Below are 15,577 nucleotides of genomic sequence, written 5' to 3' on the forward strand. Positions count from 1 at the left end.
TCCGACCCGTCCGCAGCACCTCAGCGCCGCCGGTGAAGGGGGTTCTAGGCCCAACCAAAAAGAGTCGCAAGCACAAAAATACAAAAATCACAAAAAATCTCAACACAAGGGGAAATGCCAATATATTCAAAATCTTAATATAGCCGAGCTTGCAAGATGAAGCCAAACCCGCCCCTGCCCCCCGGTCGAACGACCGTCAAACAACCGCTATCAGCACTGGGAGCGGGGCATTCGTGCCGGAACCGATACCCAGGCTTCGGTCATCCCCAGAACCGCGACCAGGTTCTGGGTTTCAATGCGCGATTCTGCGGCGTGTCAACGGCAGGCGCGCCGCCAGCAGGACAAGGACCAAACCCAGATAGATCAGCGGTTCGATCTGGAACCCCTTGGTCAGCATCAGGAAATGTATAGCTCCGAGCAGGACCGCCGGATAAACCAGCCGGTGCAGTCGGCGCCATCCCCGTCCGAAACGGCGCACCGACCAATTGTTCGAGGTCAGCGCCAGAGGTAACAACAGTGCAAAACCCGCCATGCCAATGGTGACGAAGGGACGTTTGACGATATCGGCCCAGATCTGGGCCGGAATCTGGACGTCGAGCACCAACCAGACCAGCAGGTGGCAACTGACATAGTAGAATGACAGTACCCCTATGGCGCGGCGGAACCTCATCAGGTTCAGGCCGACTATCCGCCGCAACGGCGTTACGGCCAACCCCAGGATCAGCGCCTGTAACGCCAGCTCTCCAAGCCGGTGCTCGATGACCTTCGCGGGATCGACGCCCAGCTGCCCCGTCGCGCCCAACCAGAGCCACACGGGCGCCGGCAACACCCCGATCAGATAGACCAGCCAGATCGGAATCCGGCGCAGCGACGCGTTCACCCGCTCCATGGGTCAGAAGTATTTCGCAAGATCCATGCCTTGGTAAAGGCCCGAGACCTCTTTTTCATAGCCGTTGAACATCAGCGTCGGCTGGCGTTTGGCGAACAGACCGCCCCCGATGCGCCGCTCGCTGGCCTGGCTCCAGCGCGGGTGATTCACCTCGGGGTTCACATTGCTATAGAAACCGTATTCGTTCGGGATCGCCATGTTCCAGCTTGTCGGAGGCTCCTTGTCCGTTAGGGTGATCCGCACGATCGACTTGATTGACTTGAAGCCGTATTTCCATGGCACCACCAGCCGAAGCGGTGCGCCGTTCTGATTGGGCAGCGGTTTGCCATAAAGACCGGTGGCCATCAGTGTCAGCGGGTGCATCGCTTCGTCCAGTCGCAACCCCTCGCGATAGGGCCATTCCAGTACCGGATAGCGGGTGCCGGGCATTTCCTCGGGCCGGTAGAGCGTTTCGAAGGCAACATATTTCGCGCGCTCCTGAACGCCTGCCATGGCCAGCAGATCGGACAGTTCGAACCCGTTCCAGGGGATCACCATCGACCAGGCTTCGACACAACGGAACCGATAGATCCGCTCTTCGATTGTCATCTCGGACAGAATGTCCTGAAAATCATAGTCGCCGGGCCGGTCGACCATCCCATCGATCTTGACCGACCACGGCTCGGTCTTGAGCAGATGGGCATAGGCGACCGGATCATCCTTGCCGGTGCCGAATTCGTAGAAGTTGTTATAGCTGGTAATCTCTTCCCAGGTGTTGGGCTCTAGTGTCTCGGCAAGCGCCCTGCCAGCAAACGCCACCAGCCCCGCGCCACCCATGCCTGCCATCAGCTGCCTGCGATTCATCCAAGCCCCGCGCGGGGTCACGTCAGCGGGGGTCAAGTCGTTACTCCAGCGATGGGCCATCGGGATCTCCGTCTTTGCCATTTCCCAGAAATGTATCCCGTCGCAGCGCACCGTCCAACGCAACTCGCATCACAGCTGCGTTGCCGGGTTGAAACAATCGTCTCTGTCAGACCACGCCCAGACGCCGCAAGCCGTCTTCGAACTGCCGGTTGCCTCGAGCGCGTTCCAGCCCCTCGGCATCGGATTTGACCGAAGGATAAAGGTCGTCCATCTGAACCGAAGTGCCGTCGTCGCAGACAATCCGCACATGACGCCGCCGCATCAGTCGCGGCTCGGGGACACCAACCGAATGCGCGATGGTCTCCACCTCCTTGATGACAGAACGCGCATAGGCGGCAACGCGCTTTTCCTTTTCATGCACCACCAACCCCTTTTGCAGCGAGGGGATGTGGGTGGTGATGCCGGTGGGACAGGTGTTCTTGTTGCATTTCAGCGCCTGGATGCAGCCCAGCGAGAACATGAAGCCGCGCGCAGAGGTGATGAAATCGGCACCCAGGCAGATTGCCCAAGCCACATCGCCGGGCGCCACCAGCTTGCCACTCGCCACGATCCGGATCCGGTCGTGCAGCCCGGACAGATCGCGCAGATCGACCATCCGGATCAGCGCCTCGCGCAGCGGCAGGCCGACGAGATCAATGAGAGGCATCGGCGCGGCCCCGGTGCCGCCCTCGCCGCCATCGACGGTGATGAAATCGGGCGCGCTGTCGGTGCCGCGATCGCGGATCTTGCGAAAGAAATCGAACCACGGGTCGGCCGAGCCCATGCAGGTCTTGATTCCGACCGGCTTGCCGGTGACGTCGCGCACATGGGCGATGAGATCCAGCAGCCCGTCGAAATCGTCGACCTCGCGGTGACGGTTGGGCGAGATCGCGTCCATCCCCATCGGTACACCGCGGATCTGCGAGATTTCGGCGTCGATCTTGGCCGCGGGCAGGATGCCCCCCTTGCCCGGCTTGGCGCCTTGGCTCAGCTTGATCTCGAACATCTTAACCTGTGGATGCGCCGCCACCTCGCGCAGCTTGTCGTCGCTCAGGTTACCCTCGGCATCGCGCACCCCGAACTTTGCGGTGCCGATCTGGAAAACGATGTCGGCGCCCCCCTCCAGATGATAGGGCGACAGTCCGCCTTCGCCCGTGTTCATCCAGACGCCCGCCGCCTTGGCCCCCTTGGACAGCGCCAGAACCGCCGGTTTCGAAATCGCGCCATAAGACATGCCCGAAATGTTGAAGATCGACGGCGCCGAATAGGGTTGGCGACAGGTCGGGCCGATCACCAGCGGCTCGGTGGCGCCGAACTGGTTGTCCAGCGGCGGAAACGGCGCATTCATGAAAATCGGCGTGCCGGGAATGTTCAGGTTGCGGGTCGACCCAAAGGCTACCGTGTTCCCCTTATTCTCGCTGGCATTATAGACCCAGTTGCGCTGTGCCCGGTTGAACGGCATCTCCTCGCGGTCCATGGCAAAGAAATACTGCCGAAAGAACTCTCCCAACTCGGTAAAGATATTCCGGAACCGCCCGATGACAGGATAGTTCCGCCGGATCGCATCGCCGGTCTGAAACCGGTCGACAAAGAACAGGACAACAGCCGTCAGCATCATCAGGCCGATGACGCTGACAAAGACAAAGGCCATCACCTCGATTGCGTTATAGGCGAAACCCATGCGAAAACTCCTATATCTTGATGTGACGCAAAGCCGCGGAACTCTTTCCGATTTAGATTGGAGACGAACCGTTCACGGTGCAACCCACACGGACACAATGGGAGAGAGCAATGAAACAGATGTTACTGGGCGCGGTGATCGCGCTGACCGCAGGGGCGGCATCCGCACAGGATGCGGTGACCTATACCACCACCGACAATTTCGAGGACGTTACCTTTGGCTTGGAAAGCGCGATTGTCGGGCGCGGACTGGTGATCGACAGCGTCAGCCATGTGGGTGACATGCTGGAACGCACCCGCGCCGATGTCGGCTCGGACGTGGTTCTGTTCGACGATGCCAAGGTGTTCTCGTTCTGCTCGGCCGCGCTGTCGCGCAAGGTGATGGAGGCCGATCCGATGAACATCGTGTTCTGCCCCTATGGCATCTTCGTCGCCAAGCAGCCAGGCTCGGACGAGGTCACCATCGGATTCCGACAGTTCCCAGAGGGACCGATGCAGGAGGTTCAGACCCTTCTGGACGAGATCGCGCGCGAGGCGATCGGAGAGTAGACCTCTGCCGGGTTCACCGTCGCCCTCTAAAACAAGCGACCGTTTTTGACACCGACATCAAGCAGGAGCACACCCTAAGGTTGCGCCTCGGCGTATGCCATGTAGTCTCTTTGAGATTTTTGAATCTGCGTGTACTTTGGCAGGCATGAGTGGCGATCCACAAACTCGAATGGCATTCTTGCGAGAGTATCTTGCTGGAGTGCAATCTATGGACCCGGAGCGTGCAATGCGCGCGGCCGCCCCAGGTTACCTCTGGTACGACGGAATGGCTGCCGAACCCATCACGAAGGAAGAGTTTTCTGTCTACCTTCTGGGCTGGGAAGACAGAATGAAGGCGATTGGCGGCACGGGTCGCTATGAGGTTTCTGACGAGTTGTCGGCAGACAAAGACGGGCATATTCTTCGCTGGGCCTGGTGGCGGTTCGTCGGCACAGATGTCGCGGGGTCTGCCTTGCTCAAAGTTGGCAACGAGGGCGTCATCTACGAGAAGATTGCATATTTCAAGCCGACGTAGGCAACGATCCCATGCTTGTTCTGCGCTGCCGACCTTTGCTGGTCAGCTCTCTTGCCTCACTAGCTCGGGGCCTTGCTCGCGTCTCAATTGAGCAGGCATTTGCGGTCACAAACGACGGTTTCTGATCCAGTCCGGGCGTTCGTCCGTATTCTTGTCATCAGACAGGAGTTCGCCATGACCAAACGCCCGGCCTGTATTGTTGCAACGCTCCTCGCCACTGTGACCGGAGCGGCTGCGGTGGCAGGAAACGAATCCCGTTCGGTCGCCTATCCGCTGCCCGACGGCTTGATCGAGATCGTCGCCGATTTCTCGGAGAATTCGATTTATTGGTGCGGGGCCGGGGATCATGCGCTGAACCAGATGAGAAAGCCCGGCAATCAACGGCTCTATGTCTGGAAAGGCCCGTCTCCAAGCACCGCCCAACCCGGCGCGCAGGCCGTCACATTCGGCTTCACCCCGCCGCCACAGGGCGCCGCCCCCTCCCTGACCAATGACGTCGGAATCATCGGCAACACATTGTCCGTCAGTCAGGCCAAGAAAACCTGCGACGAACGCACCTCCAGCGGCTGAGCCTCAGGACAGGTTGCGCCTTGACGGGTCGACCAGCGCGCCCTCGCGACCGATTGCGGTCACCATATAGACGATGTATCCCGAGATGATCGCCGCAAGGAAACACCAGATCGAGGTAAAGGCATAGGCAGCGAAGACAAAGCCCACCACGACCGATGCCAGGATCAGCCCCCCAAAGATGCGTATTTGAGGATGGGATGAGCCCACCAGCGGCAGGCAGATGACCACCGCATAGACCAGCCGCGCCACGATCTTGGCAGTCTCGCCCGGAAACATGCTCGGGTTCTCGTACTGGATCGAGTGCTTCACGAGATAGATTTCGAGCGTTTCAGGCCGGACCAGCACCGGCAGGAAAAGCGTCGCGCCCAGACTGAAGCCAAAGGCGGCCAGTCCCCAAAAGATCCCCCTCCGAAAAGAGGAAGGCTCGACCAAGGCCGAGGACAGCGGCACCCAGAATGGCCAGAACCAGTAGGCAAAAAACAGAAAAACCAACGCTGCGGCACCCGGTGCGACCGGGCCAGGGCCATCGAGTGTCAGCCAAAGCAGACCTTCGGACAATTGCTGCACGCCGAAGAACAAGGGAAAGACCGCGAAACCCAGAAACCGCGGCCCGAGATCCGCTGACTTGCGAATCGCGACCGCGCCACCCGCGATCAGGGCGGCACCGGCGACAAAACTGGCTGTAGCCGAGAAGCACATGGGTGACCTCCTTGACGTTGGGTCCGCGCTTGTGATGCAAGCTTAGGAAAGAACCGCGCGCCGGGCAAATGAGGGTTGTCTCAAACAGGAAAAGGCCCGCCATTTCTGGCGGGCCTCTGGTTCAGTTCGCGCGGCGGCTCAATGTACGACAGCATCATCCGGGCGGGGCCGGTTCGAACTGACCACGCGGTCGCCGATGATCAGCCCTTCCTCGCCAGCAGTGATGGGGATGGTCTCGCCATCCTTGACCTCACCGGCCAGCAGCTTTTCGGCCAGCGGGTTCTGCAGGTCGCGCTGGATCACCCGTTTCAGCGGGCGGGCGCCGTAAACCGGGTCATACCCCGCATCGGCCAGCCACTTGCGCGCCGCGTCGTCCAACTCCAGCACGATCTTGCGCTGCGCAAGGCGCCTGGCCAGGCGACCCATCTGGATCGAAACGATCCCGTCCATGTCGGCGCGCTTGAGCCGGTCAAAGATGATCGTTTCGTCCAGCCGGTTCAGGAACTCGGGCCGGAAATGCGCCCGCACCGCATCCATCACGTCACGCCGTGCCTGCGCGCTGTCGGCGCCTTCGGGCAGCTGGCTGAGTGCCTGGCTCCCGAGGTTCGAGGTCAACACGATCAGCGTCTGCTTGAAGTCGACGGTGCGACCCTGACCATCGGTCAGCACACCATCATCCAGTACCTGCAAGAGCACGTTGAACACATCCGGGTGTGCCTTTTCGACCTCGTCAAACAAGACCACCTGATAGGGCCGGCGGCGGACCGCCTCGGTCAGCACCCCGCCCTCGTCATAGCCGACATAGCCCGGAGGCGCGCCGATCAGACGGGCGACCGAGTGTTTCTCCATGAACTCGGACATGTCGATGCGCACCATCGCATTGTCGTCGTCAAACAGATACTCGGCCACAGCCTTGGTCAGCTCGGTCTTGCCCACACCGGTGGGCCCGAGGAACAGGAACGAGCCCAGCGGGCGGTTCTCGTCGTTCAATCCCGCACGCGCCCGGCGCACGGCATTGGCCACCGCCTTGACCGCGGTATCCTGGCCGATGACACGCCGATGCAGCTCGTCTTCCATCCGCAGCAGCTTCTCGCGTTCGCCTTCGAGCATCTTCGAGGTCGGAATGCCGGTCCAGCGTTCGACCACCGCCGCGATCTGTTCGGGGCGCACGGTTTCCTCGGCCATCAGGTCCGATCCTTCGCGGTTCTCGGACTCGGCCAGCTGCTTCTCCAGAGCTGGAATGATGCCATAGCTAAGCTCACCGGCACGGGCCAGGTTTCCTTCGCGCTTGGCGATCTCCAGTTCGGCACGGGCACGGTCGAGCTGTTCCTTGACGGATTGCGCCGCGTTCATCTTGTCCCGAGATGCCTGCCACTGCGCTGTCATCTCGGCGGATTTCTCCTGCAAATCGGCAAGGTCCTTTTGCAACGTCGCAAGCCGATCCTGCGAGGCGTCGTCCTTCTCTTTCTTCAGCGCCTCTTCCTCGATCTGCAATTGCAGGATCTGACGGTCGAGCTGGTCCAGCGCCTCGGGCTTGCTGTCGACCTCCATCCGCAGGCGGCTGGCTGCCTCGTCCATCAGGTCGATCGCCTTGTCGGGCAGGAACCGGTCGGTGATGTAGCGATGGCTGAGCGTCGCCGCCGAGACCAGCGCCGAGTCCGAGATACTCACACCGTGGTGCAGCTCGTATTTCTCCTTGATGCCGCGCAGGATGCTGATCGTGTCCTCGACGGTCGGTTCTTCGACCATCACCGGCTGGAACCGGCGGGCCAGAGCCGCGTCCTTTTCCACATATTTACGGTATTCATCCAGCGTGGTGGCGCCGATGCAGTGCAATTCGCCGCGCGCCAGCGCCGGTTTGATCAGGTTGGCCGCATCCATGGCACCATCGGATTTACCGGCGCCGACCAGCGTGTGCATCTCGTCGATGAACAGGATGATTTCACCCGCGGCCTCGGTGACCTCGGTCAGAACCGCCTTCAGCCGTTCCTCGAACTCGCCACGGTATTTCGCGCCTGCGATCAGCGCGCCCATGTCGAGCGCCAAGAGCTTCTTGTCGCGCAGCGATTCCGGCACATCGCCGTTGATGATACGCAGCGCCAGGCCCTCGGCGATGGCGGTCTTGCCAACGCCCGGCTCGCCGATCAGGACGGGATTATTCTTGGTCCGGCGGCTGAGCACCTGCATCGAGCGGCGGATTTCCTCGTCGCGCCCGATGATCGGGTCGATCTTGCCCTCGGCTGCGGCCTCGGTCAGGTCGCGCGCATATTTCTTGAGCGCGTCATAGCCCTCTTCGGCGCTGGCCGTGTCGGCAGTACGCCCCTTACGGATATCGTTGATCGCCTCGTTAAGCTTCTGCGCGGTCACTTCGCCGGCATCCAACGCCTCCTTGGCCTTGGATTTGACCATGCAAAGCGCCATCAGCACCCGCTCAACCGGCACAAAACTGTCGCCCGCCTTCTTGGCGATCTTCTCGGCCTCGTCCAGCACCTTGGCGGTCTGGCCGTCCAGATAAACCTGGGCCGCATCGCCGCTGACCTTGGGGATCTTGGACAGCGCCACATCCAGCGCCTCGACCACGCGGGACGGCGTACCACCGGCGCGTTTGATCAGGTTGCTCGCCAGCCCCTGATCGTCATCCATCAATGCCTTGAGAAGGTGTTCGGGCGCCAAACGCTGGTGCCCTTCGCGCAGGGCAATCGTCTGCGCCGCCTGCACGAATCCACGTGCCCGCTCGGTGAACTTCGACAAGTCCATCTTTCTCTCCTTTTTCAAGCGCCCAATGGTGTCTGCGCCCGCTAGGCGGCGCGCATCGGTTTGGGCCTCGCATTCAATCTGGGGAATGCCACGACATCTTCAAGGGGGTCGCAAAGGGTTTACCGAAATTGATCCAATTGGCCACAATTTCCCCTGTTTCCGCCCTGATTTGGTAATATTTCTGAGGTCTCCTGACAGGGAGCTACGGAGGCCCCAATGCAGATTACCAATGTCGAAATCTCTCAGTATCGTGTTTGCCCCGACACTGCGCGCCATTCGGCCAGCGTCTGCATGACGCTCGCGGATCGGGTCGTGACCTTGTTCTGCTCGCTTGAGTTGCCCGAGGGGATAAGCCCTCTTGCCCGCGCGCAGGCCTTTGTCGGTGATGCGATGCGCCAACTGCGCCGGATGCCCGAGTTCCGGTCGGGCAAGCAGCAGCTGCACCTGCAGGACCACGCCCTGCCCGCGGTGGCCTGAGCCGCCAGGCATCGGCACAATCAGGGTTACGCGGCACGCCTATGCGGGCCTCGCCTCTGCGGGCAGGCGCGGGCACCTCACCCCGCTTGCCTCGACGGGATCGTCCCATTATGAACGGGCAACCCGAGCCGGAGGACCCCCACATGACAGACAAGATGCTTGCCGACGATCGCCTGATCGTCGCCCTTGACGTGCCCAACGCCGTGGCTGGATTGGCCCTGGCCGAGCGGTTGGGCGACGCCGTTTCCTTCTACAAGATCGGGCTGGGGATGCTCACCGGCGGCGGTTTGGCACTCGCCAACGAGCTGAAGCAGGAACAAGGCAAGCGCATCTTTCTGGATATGAAACTGTTCGATATCGGCAACACGGTCGAGGCGGCGGTGCGGGGACTCGCACAGTTCGACCTGGATTTCCTGACCGTGCATGGCGACCCGCATGTGGTGCGCGCCGCCAAGGAAGGCGCCGCGGGAAAGGATCTCAAGATCCTGGCGGTTACGGTGCTCACTTCCTTGAACCGCGACGATCTGGATGCGGCGCTGATCAAACCCGGCGATGTACAGGATCTGGTTCTGGAACGGGCCTCCCGCGCTTTCGAGGCCGGGGCCGACGGCGTCATCGCCAGCCCGCACGAGGCCACCGCGCTGCGCGCGTTGCCCGAGGCCACGGGCCGGCTGATCGTCACGCCAGGCGTCCGTCCGACCGGGGCCGCACTGGGCGATCAGAAACGCGTGGCGACCCCCGCCGACGCGCTTGCTCAGGGGGCCGATCATATCGTCGTCGGGCGCCCTGTGGTGCAAGCGGCGGACCCGCGTGCAAGCGCTCTGTCCATTCTCGACAGCATAAAAAATTTGTCACACGCATGATCGTTGCGGCAATGATGTTGACCTAAGGTCAGCCACACCCTTCGTAACGACCTGAAAACAGGCGCGTTATGCCCGAAACGCGCCATTTTGCCGCTGTGCCGGAAAAAACACATCGAAAAGGCGAGTTTCCGGGGTCTGGATATCCAGCCTACCCCCGAGGGTTTTTTTGAGCGATTCTAAATCTGAGACACTCCCCAACGAACCATCTCTTCCTGAGGTTCGTTACCTCCCCCCGCCATTGGCGCGGGGGGTCTTTCTTCTTAGGTCGACTCATTCCCCCGGCTTTGTAAGGACGCATCGAGGCCAAAGCGTCGACAACTCGAACTGTCGAGATAATGCGCGATCCGCTCGGCAAAATGCGGAATCGCTCGGGGATGCCCGATATAGTCGGCCGGAGCCATCAATCGCCACCCCTGCCCCTCGTCGCCAAATTGAATCCTGTCTACATACCCCTCAGCCAGATGGGCTGTGAAAAACCACATACGGCCTGTCGGGCGCAAATAGCTTACACCCCAACCAACCCGTTCGACCGGCACAACAAGCCCAACCTCTTCGCGGGTTTCACGCAAGGCACAGTCGAGCGGAGATTCCTCTCCTTCACGTCCTCCTCCTGGCAGGTCCCAATGGTCGGGAAAGGGGATGTCGGGGCGGTCGTCGCGACGGATCACCAAAAGCTGTGGTCCCAGAAACAGGGCCAGTTTTGCGCCGGCAAACCGTGTCGTTGCATCTGTCACCTTTTCACTCCGCGTCGAGTCGGGCTAAATACGATCAGCCACGTGCCTGACTTGCAACCGGATACACCCGATGAACACCGCATCCGGTCTTTGCCGCGATTGCCTGACCCGCACCGGAACGGCTCGGCGCTGCCCGGCCTGTAGAAGCCCGCGCGTGCTGCGCCATCCGGAACTGGACAGCCTGACCATCGCCCATATGGATTGCGACGCCTTCTATGCCAGCGTCGAGAAACGGGACAATCCGGATCTGGCCGACAAGCCGGTGATCATCGGGGGCGGAAAGCGCGGCGTGGTTTCGACCGCCTGCTACGTCGCCCGCATTCGCGGTGTCCGCTCGGCGATGCCCATGTTTCAGGCGCTTAAGCTGTGCCCAGACGCCGTGGTGATCAAACCGCGCATGTCGGTCTATGCCGAGGTCTCGAAACAGATCCGCGCCCTGATGGACGAGCTGACACCGGTGGTCGAACCGCTCTCATTGGACGAGGCCTTCATGGATCTGACCGGCACCCAGCGTCTGCATGGGCATCCTCCGGCGGTGATGCTGGCGCAGCTCGTCAAGCGGATGAAGGATGAGTTGGGCGTGACCGGCTCGATTGGACTGAGCCATAACAAGTTTCTGGCCAAGGTGGCCTCGGATCTTGAAAAGCCGAGGGGATTCTCGGTGATCGGACGTGCCGAGACGGCGGATTTCCTGCGTGACAAGCCGGTGCGCCTGATATGGGGGATCGGCCCGGCGGCGCAGGAGCAGCTGGAACGTGCCGGGATCCGCACCTTCACCGACCTGCTTCGATGGGAGCAGGAAGCGCTGATCGCCCGCTTCGGCTCCATGGGACAGCGGTTGTGGCATCTGGCACGCGGCGAGGATCGCCGTCGTGTGTCTGCACATGACCCGATCAAGTCGATCAGCAACGAGACCACGTTTTTCGAGGACACCGCCGATCTGGACGTGCTGGACGGCCATATCTGGCGGATGGCCGAGAAGGTAGCCGACCGGGCCAAGGCCCGCGGGCTGGCCGGCCGCGTGGTGACATTGAAGCTGAAGCGTGCCAATCATCGGATCCTGTCAAGGCAGCACTCGCTGCGCGACCCGACCCAGATAGCCGACCGGATCTATCGCACCGCACGCGCGCTGTTCGACCAGTTGGGCGATCAAGGCCCTTACCGGCTCCTTGGCTGCGGGTTGTCGCACCTGTGCCCCGAAGCCGAGGCGGATGTCTCGGGCGACCTGCTCGACCCGCAGGCGGCACAGCGCGCCCGCGCCGAACGCGCGACCGACGCCATTCGCAAACGCTTTGGCTCGGATGCGATCATCAAAGGGCGCGGGATGCGCTGAGCGTGCCCTATCCCGGCACCCGCCCCCAACAGAAACATCAGAGCGAGAGAGATGATTACATCCGATTTCTGCCGAGTCATGGCCAGCTACAAAAGCTGGCAGAATCGGTCACTGATCATTGCCGCCAACGATCTGTCGCATGCCGCGCGCTGGTTGGATTGGGGCGCATTTTTCGGGTCGATCGCCGCAACGTTCAATCACCTTTATTGGGCGGACGCACTGATCCTTGCCCGCCTCAATGGCACCGAACGCCCACAAGACAGGATTCGGCATTCACTGACCGATCCCTCTGACCGGTCTGACTACAAAGCACGGCGCAAGGCGCGCGACCGAAGATCGAGATTTGGGCCGAAACGCTGACCGATGCCGATCTTACCGGCACCGTCGCCTGGTATCAGGCGGATGGAACAACCCGCATCGTTATGTCCAAACCCCTCTGCGCCGCGCAGCTGTTCAATCACCAGACCCATCATCGCGGGCAGGTCCATGCCATGTTGACAGCAGCCGAGGCCACACCTGAAGCGACGGATCTGACTGCGCTGGTCCAGACCTGTCGCTACTCCGCCGCCAGCGGCAGGCGCTGTTGCCCGATAGACGCGATCTCGGACACCACTTTACGCATCAGAGCCCGCATCGCATCGAAGTTCGCATTGGGGCGAATTGTTGCTTCGTGCATGTAGAGCCCGCGGTCGATCTCGATCTGGATCGCATGCTGGCGGCGCGACGGGCGGCCATAGGCCTGGGTCACATAGGCACCCGCAAATGGCGTATTGCGCACCACATGCAGCCCGGCCCTGGCAAAGGCGGCCTCGACCCTCTCCACGATCTCTGGCGCGGCGGAGGCTCCGAACCGGTCGCCCAGAACCACATCAGGCCTACGCGCGGCGGCACGCGCGCTGCTTTCCACCGCCTCGCGCGGCATCGAGTGGCAATCGATCAGAATCGCCTGACCGAAAGCGGCATACGCCTCGTTCAAGAGATGCTGAAGCCGCGTGTGGTAGGGATGCCAGACCGCGTCCAGGCGATGGTCCGCCTCGGCCCGGCTGAGCTTGCCCCGATAGATGGCCCGCCCACCCGCCACCACGCGGGGAATCACCCCCAGCCCCGAGGCGACGCGCGGATTGTGCCCGACCTTGCGCACCCCTTCGATCAGGGCCGGGTCCAGCTCGTCCGCACTGCGGTTGAGGTCGAGATAGGCGCGCGGCGCCGCGGCACACAGAAGCGGCGCACCGAAACCCGGGGCGCAATCGAACAACAGATCGACAAAGGCATCCTCGGAGGATCGAATCGCATGGTCATCCAGAACCGTCTGCGCCAGAAATCGCGCATCGTAGTGCGCACCGCTATGAGGCGAGGCAAAAACCACGCTTGATGTACGTGCGGCAGGCAGGGTCAGATGATAAGCGGTATTGGTCATGCGGCCTCCGGGATCAACAAAATCATAGACCGGAAAATAGTTCGATCAAAAGCCCTTGATCCCCCCGCCGACTCCTTTTATAGACCCCGCTTACCGGCGCGGGCTACCGCGCCCCATTACGTTCTGGGGCAGGCGCGCGACGGCAATCATGGGCGGTTAGCTCAGTGGTAGAGCACTACGTTGACATCGTAGGGGTCACAAGTTCGAACCTTGTACCGCCCACCATGATTTCATGCCTCTGTTCGCACAGGGGACCCGCGTAACCCAGGCGCTGGCCCGCGCCGCAGGAATTGGAGACGACCATGAAGGTCAGGAACTCGCTCCGCTCGCTCAAGTCCCGCCACCGGGACTGCCGCGTCGTGCGTCGCAAAGGCCGCGTCTATGTGATCAACAAGACGCAGCGCAAGTTCAAAGCCCGCCAGGGCTGAACTGTCGCAAGACATTCGAGCTTCAATCAAAACCGCGCCTTTGGGCGCGGTTTTGTTGTTCCGGAGTGGCGTTTTCTCGGTTCCCGCAACGGCCCTGGGCGCGTTAGGCTTCTCTTACGCAGGGAGAGGCCGCCATGTCCGACAAGCCCAACATCATTCTCATTCTCGCCGACGACCTGGGGTTTGCCGATCTGGGTTGTACCGGGTCCGAGATCCGCACGCCCAATATCGACGGGCTGGCGCGCGGCGGGGCGCTGCTGACGGCGATGTACAATTGCGCACGCTGCTGCCCGACGCGGGCCTCGCTGTTGACCGGGCTTTACCCGCATAATGCCGGGATCGGCCATATGGGGGCCGATCTTGGCACACCCGCTTATCGCGGCTTCCTGCGCAACGACTGCGCCACCATTGCCGAGCATCTGCGGGCGGCGGGCTACCGCACCTGCATGTCGGGCAAGTGGCATGTGGGCGGGGATTTCATGGCGCGCGAGGTAGACAGCTGGCGGGTGGGTGACATTGACCACCCCACCCCGCGCCAGCGCGGGTTCGACCGGTTCTATGGCATCGTCGACGGTGTCACGCATTTCTTCTCGCCGCATTACATGCTGGAGGACGATACCCGCGTCGAAACCTTTCCGGACGACTTCTATTTCACCGATGCGATCACCGACAAGGCCATCGGCATGGTCGAGGAGGCGGTGGAGATGGAGCAGCCCTTCTTCCTCTACCTCGCCCATACCGCGCCGCATTGGCCCCTGCATGCGCATCCCGAGGATATCGCGCGCTATGACGGGGTCTATGGGCGCGGCTGGGACGCGCTGCGCGGCAGCCGCCACGAGACGATGAACGCGATGGACCTGTTTCAGACCAACTGGCAGATCAGCCCCCGTGATGCGGATGTCTGCCCCTGGGAGGTCGCGCCGCACAAGGATTGGGAGGCGCGCAAGATGGCCACCTATGCCGCCATGGTGGACCGGATGGACCAGTCCATCGGCACGCTGCTGGCGGCGCTGAAGCGGCTGGGACAGTTCGAAAATACGCTGATCCTGTTTCTCAGCGACAACGGCGGCTGCGCCGAGTTCATGGCCGAGGACGGCTGGGCCAAGTTCTTTCCCGATACCACCCATGACGGGCGGCATATCGAGATGGGCAACCGGCCCGAGATCATGCCCGGCAGCGCGCTGACCTATCAGAGCTATGACAAGCCCTGGGCCAATGTGTCGAACGCGCCCTTCCGCAAGTTCAAGCATTACGTGCACGAGGGCGGCATCTCGACCCCGCTGATCGCCCATTGGCCCGGCAGGATCGCGACACCTGTGCCGCTGCACGCCGCCTGTCATGTGGTTGATATCCTGCCGACGATCCTGGAGGTCGCGGGCGCGCAGCCTATTGCGGAGCTGGGCGGGCATGTAATGCAGCCCCTGCAAGGCGAGAGCCTGCTGGGCCTGCTGCGCGGCAAGGACTGGGAACGCGAACAACCGATCTTTTTCGAGCACGAGGGCAACAGTGCCATCCGTCTGGGCCAGTTCAAGCTGGTGCGGCTGCACGGGCAGGACTGGGAGCTGTACGATATGGAAGCGGACCGGACCGAGCTGCACGACCTGATCCGGGGCGAGCCCGGCCGGGCAAAGGCGCTGGTGGCCCAGTATCAGGACTGGGCCGACAAGACCGGCGTGCTGGACTGGGCCATCGCCCTGCCTCGGCTGCTGGTGGCCTGGCAGATGGACAATGCCGAAGGGTGACTGCGACGGAATTACCCGACTGAAATAATCAGTTTTACTTGCA

The 15,577-nt window shown here is 61.8% G+C and carries 15 protein-coding genes, 1 tRNA gene and 1 pseudogene; 10 read left to right on the plus strand and 7 right to left on the minus strand.

What is annotated here, in order from left to right; all coding sequences use genetic code 11:
- Positions 1–292: 292 nt before the first annotated feature.
- The 3 genes from msrQ to AC2FNA_RS10815 form a co-directional block, all read right to left on the minus strand.
- Positions 293–889: a protein-methionine-sulfoxide reductase heme-binding subunit MsrQ gene (gene msrQ, locus AC2FNA_RS10805; protein ID WP_496826390.1), complete on the minus strand. Its 597-nt coding sequence runs from the start codon at positions 887–889 to the stop codon at positions 293–295.
- 3 nt (positions 890–892) lie between these two features.
- Positions 893–1,792, minus strand: a complete 900-nt coding sequence (gene msrP / locus AC2FNA_RS10810; RefSeq protein WP_496826768.1) for a protein-methionine-sulfoxide reductase catalytic subunit MsrP — start codon at positions 1,790–1,792, stop codon at positions 893–895.
- A 106-nt stretch (positions 1,793–1,898) separates the two neighbouring features.
- Entirely contained in the window at positions 1,899–3,452 is a 1,554-nt protein-coding gene (locus AC2FNA_RS10815; protein WP_496826392.1) for an FMN-binding glutamate synthase family protein, read from the minus strand.
- A 110-nt stretch (positions 3,453–3,562) separates the two neighbouring features.
- Here AC2FNA_RS10815 and AC2FNA_RS10820 point away from each other — a divergent pair, with 110 nt between their 5' ends.
- The 3 genes from AC2FNA_RS10820 (at position 3,563) to AC2FNA_RS10830 (ending at position 5,084) form a co-directional block, all read left to right on the plus strand.
- A complete protein-coding gene (locus tag AC2FNA_RS10820) occupies positions 3,563–4,000 on the plus strand; it encodes a DUF302 domain-containing protein (RefSeq protein WP_496826394.1) in 438 nt (145 codons plus the stop codon).
- Between the two features lie 226 nt (positions 4,001–4,226).
- On the plus strand, positions 4,227–4,514 hold the full coding sequence (locus AC2FNA_RS10825) for a hypothetical protein (RefSeq protein WP_496826396.1): 288 nt from the start codon (positions 4,227–4,229) through the stop codon (positions 4,512–4,514).
- A gap of 174 nt (positions 4,515–4,688) precedes the next feature.
- Positions 4,689–5,084 (plus strand): hypothetical protein, encoded by a 396-nt coding sequence (locus AC2FNA_RS10830; RefSeq protein ID WP_496826398.1) that lies wholly within the window; start codon positions 4,689–4,691, stop codon positions 5,082–5,084.
- Between the two features lie 3 nt (positions 5,085–5,087).
- Here AC2FNA_RS10830 and AC2FNA_RS10835 read toward each other — a convergent pair whose 3' ends face one another.
- Together AC2FNA_RS10835 and clpB are read right to left on the minus strand one after the other, a co-directional pair.
- The gene (locus AC2FNA_RS10835; protein WP_496826400.1) at positions 5,088–5,783 is read right to left on the minus strand and encodes a DUF6629 family protein; all 696 of its coding nucleotides are present in this window, start codon (positions 5,781–5,783) and stop codon (positions 5,088–5,090) included.
- 138 nt (positions 5,784–5,921) lie between these two features.
- Positions 5,922–8,540: an ATP-dependent chaperone ClpB gene (gene clpB, locus AC2FNA_RS10840; protein ID WP_496826402.1), complete on the minus strand. Its 2,619-nt coding sequence runs from the start codon at positions 8,538–8,540 to the stop codon at positions 5,922–5,924.
- Positions 8,541–8,756: 216 nt separating this feature from the next.
- On the opposite strand from clpB, the gene AC2FNA_RS10845 reads away from it, so the two are divergent.
- On the plus strand, positions 8,757–9,017 hold the full coding sequence (locus AC2FNA_RS10845; protein ID WP_496826404.1) for a hypothetical protein: 261 nt from the start codon (positions 8,757–8,759) through the stop codon (positions 9,015–9,017).
- 143 nt (positions 9,018–9,160) lie between these two features.
- Positions 9,161–9,880 carry an orotidine-5'-phosphate decarboxylase gene (gene pyrF, locus AC2FNA_RS10850; RefSeq protein WP_496826406.1) on the plus strand — a complete coding sequence of 240 codons (720 nt, stop codon included), beginning with the start codon at positions 9,161–9,163 and terminating at the stop codon, positions 9,878–9,880.
- A 260-nt stretch (positions 9,881–10,140) separates the two neighbouring features.
- Here pyrF and AC2FNA_RS10855 read toward each other — a convergent pair whose 3' ends face one another.
- Positions 10,141–10,614: an NUDIX hydrolase gene (locus AC2FNA_RS10855; protein WP_496826408.1), complete on the minus strand. Its 474-nt coding sequence runs from the start codon at positions 10,612–10,614 to the stop codon at positions 10,141–10,143.
- 70 nt (positions 10,615–10,684) lie between these two features.
- On the opposite strand from AC2FNA_RS10855, the gene AC2FNA_RS10860 reads away from it, so the two are divergent.
- Both AC2FNA_RS10860 and AC2FNA_RS10865 read left to right on the plus strand, forming a co-directional pair.
- Positions 10,685–11,947, plus strand: a complete 1,263-nt coding sequence (locus AC2FNA_RS10860) for a DNA polymerase IV (protein WP_496826410.1) — start codon at positions 10,685–10,687, stop codon at positions 11,945–11,947.
- A 356-nt stretch (positions 11,948–12,303) separates the two neighbouring features.
- Positions 12,304–12,426 (plus strand): annotated as a pseudogene (locus tag AC2FNA_RS10865) (DinB family protein); the annotation flags it as partial.
- A 77-nt stretch (positions 12,427–12,503) separates the two neighbouring features.
- Here the strand turns inward: AC2FNA_RS10865 and AC2FNA_RS10870 are convergent.
- Positions 12,504–13,364 carry an N-formylglutamate amidohydrolase gene (locus AC2FNA_RS10870; RefSeq protein WP_496826412.1) on the minus strand — a complete coding sequence of 287 codons (861 nt, stop codon included), beginning with the start codon at positions 13,362–13,364 and terminating at the stop codon, positions 12,504–12,506.
- A 150-nt stretch (positions 13,365–13,514) separates the two neighbouring features.
- Here AC2FNA_RS10870 and AC2FNA_RS10875 point away from each other — a divergent pair.
- From AC2FNA_RS10875 to AC2FNA_RS10885, 3 genes are all read left to right on the plus strand, one after another.
- Positions 13,515–13,589: transfer RNA gene (locus tag AC2FNA_RS10875), tRNA-Val, on the plus strand.
- 77 nt (positions 13,590–13,666) lie between these two features.
- Positions 13,667–13,792 (plus strand): type B 50S ribosomal protein L36, encoded by a 126-nt coding sequence (gene ykgO / locus AC2FNA_RS10880; RefSeq protein WP_011048967.1) that lies wholly within the window; start codon positions 13,667–13,669, stop codon positions 13,790–13,792.
- Positions 13,793–13,926: 134 nt separating this feature from the next.
- Positions 13,927–15,534, plus strand: a complete 1,608-nt coding sequence (locus tag AC2FNA_RS10885; RefSeq protein WP_496826414.1) for an arylsulfatase — start codon at positions 13,927–13,929, stop codon at positions 15,532–15,534.
- The last annotated feature ends 43 nt before the right edge of the window (positions 15,535–15,577 follow it).

The sequence above is a fragment of the Ruegeria sp. YKSD163 genome, assembly GCF_059612905.1.

Bases quoted from the DNA above. Each gene is read 5' to 3' on its own strand.
- pyrF (WP_496826406.1), top strand. From the start codon at position 9,161: ATGACAGACAAGATGCTTGCCGACGATCGCCTGATCGTCGCCCTTGAC.
- AC2FNA_RS10825 (WP_496826396.1), top strand. From the start codon at position 4,227: ATGCGCGCGGCCGCCCCAGGTTACCTCTGGTACGACGGAATGGCTGCC.
- AC2FNA_RS10885 (WP_496826414.1), top strand. From the start codon at position 13,927: ATGTCCGACAAGCCCAACATCATTCTCATTCTCGCCGACGACCTGGGG.
- msrP (WP_496826768.1), bottom strand. From the start codon at position 1,792: ATGGCCCATCGCTGGAGTAACGACTTGACCCCCGCTGACGTGACCCCG.
- AC2FNA_RS10870 (WP_496826412.1), bottom strand. From the start codon at position 13,364: ATGACCAATACCGCTTATCATCTGACCCTGCCTGCCGCACGTACATCA.
- AC2FNA_RS10830 (WP_496826398.1), top strand. From the start codon at position 4,689: ATGACCAAACGCCCGGCCTGTATTGTTGCAACGCTCCTCGCCACTGTG.
- msrQ (WP_496826390.1), bottom strand. From the start codon at position 889: ATGGAGCGGGTGAACGCGTCGCTGCGCCGGATTCCGATCTGGCTGGTC.
- clpB (WP_496826402.1), bottom strand. From the start codon at position 8,540: ATGGACTTGTCGAAGTTCACCGAGCGGGCACGTGGATTCGTGCAGGCG.
- AC2FNA_RS10860 (WP_496826410.1), top strand. From the start codon at position 10,685: ATGAACACCGCATCCGGTCTTTGCCGCGATTGCCTGACCCGCACCGGA.
- AC2FNA_RS10815 (WP_496826392.1), bottom strand. From the start codon at position 3,452: ATGGGTTTCGCCTATAACGCAATCGAGGTGATGGCCTTTGTCTTTGTC.
- AC2FNA_RS10845 (WP_496826404.1), top strand. From the start codon at position 8,757: ATGCAGATTACCAATGTCGAAATCTCTCAGTATCGTGTTTGCCCCGAC.
- ykgO (WP_011048967.1), top strand. From the start codon at position 13,667: ATGAAGGTCAGGAACTCGCTCCGCTCGCTCAAGTCCCGCCACCGGGAC.
- AC2FNA_RS10820 (WP_496826394.1), top strand. From the start codon at position 3,563: ATGAAACAGATGTTACTGGGCGCGGTGATCGCGCTGACCGCAGGGGCG.
- AC2FNA_RS10835 (WP_496826400.1), bottom strand. From the start codon at position 5,783: ATGTGCTTCTCGGCTACAGCCAGTTTTGTCGCCGGTGCCGCCCTGATC.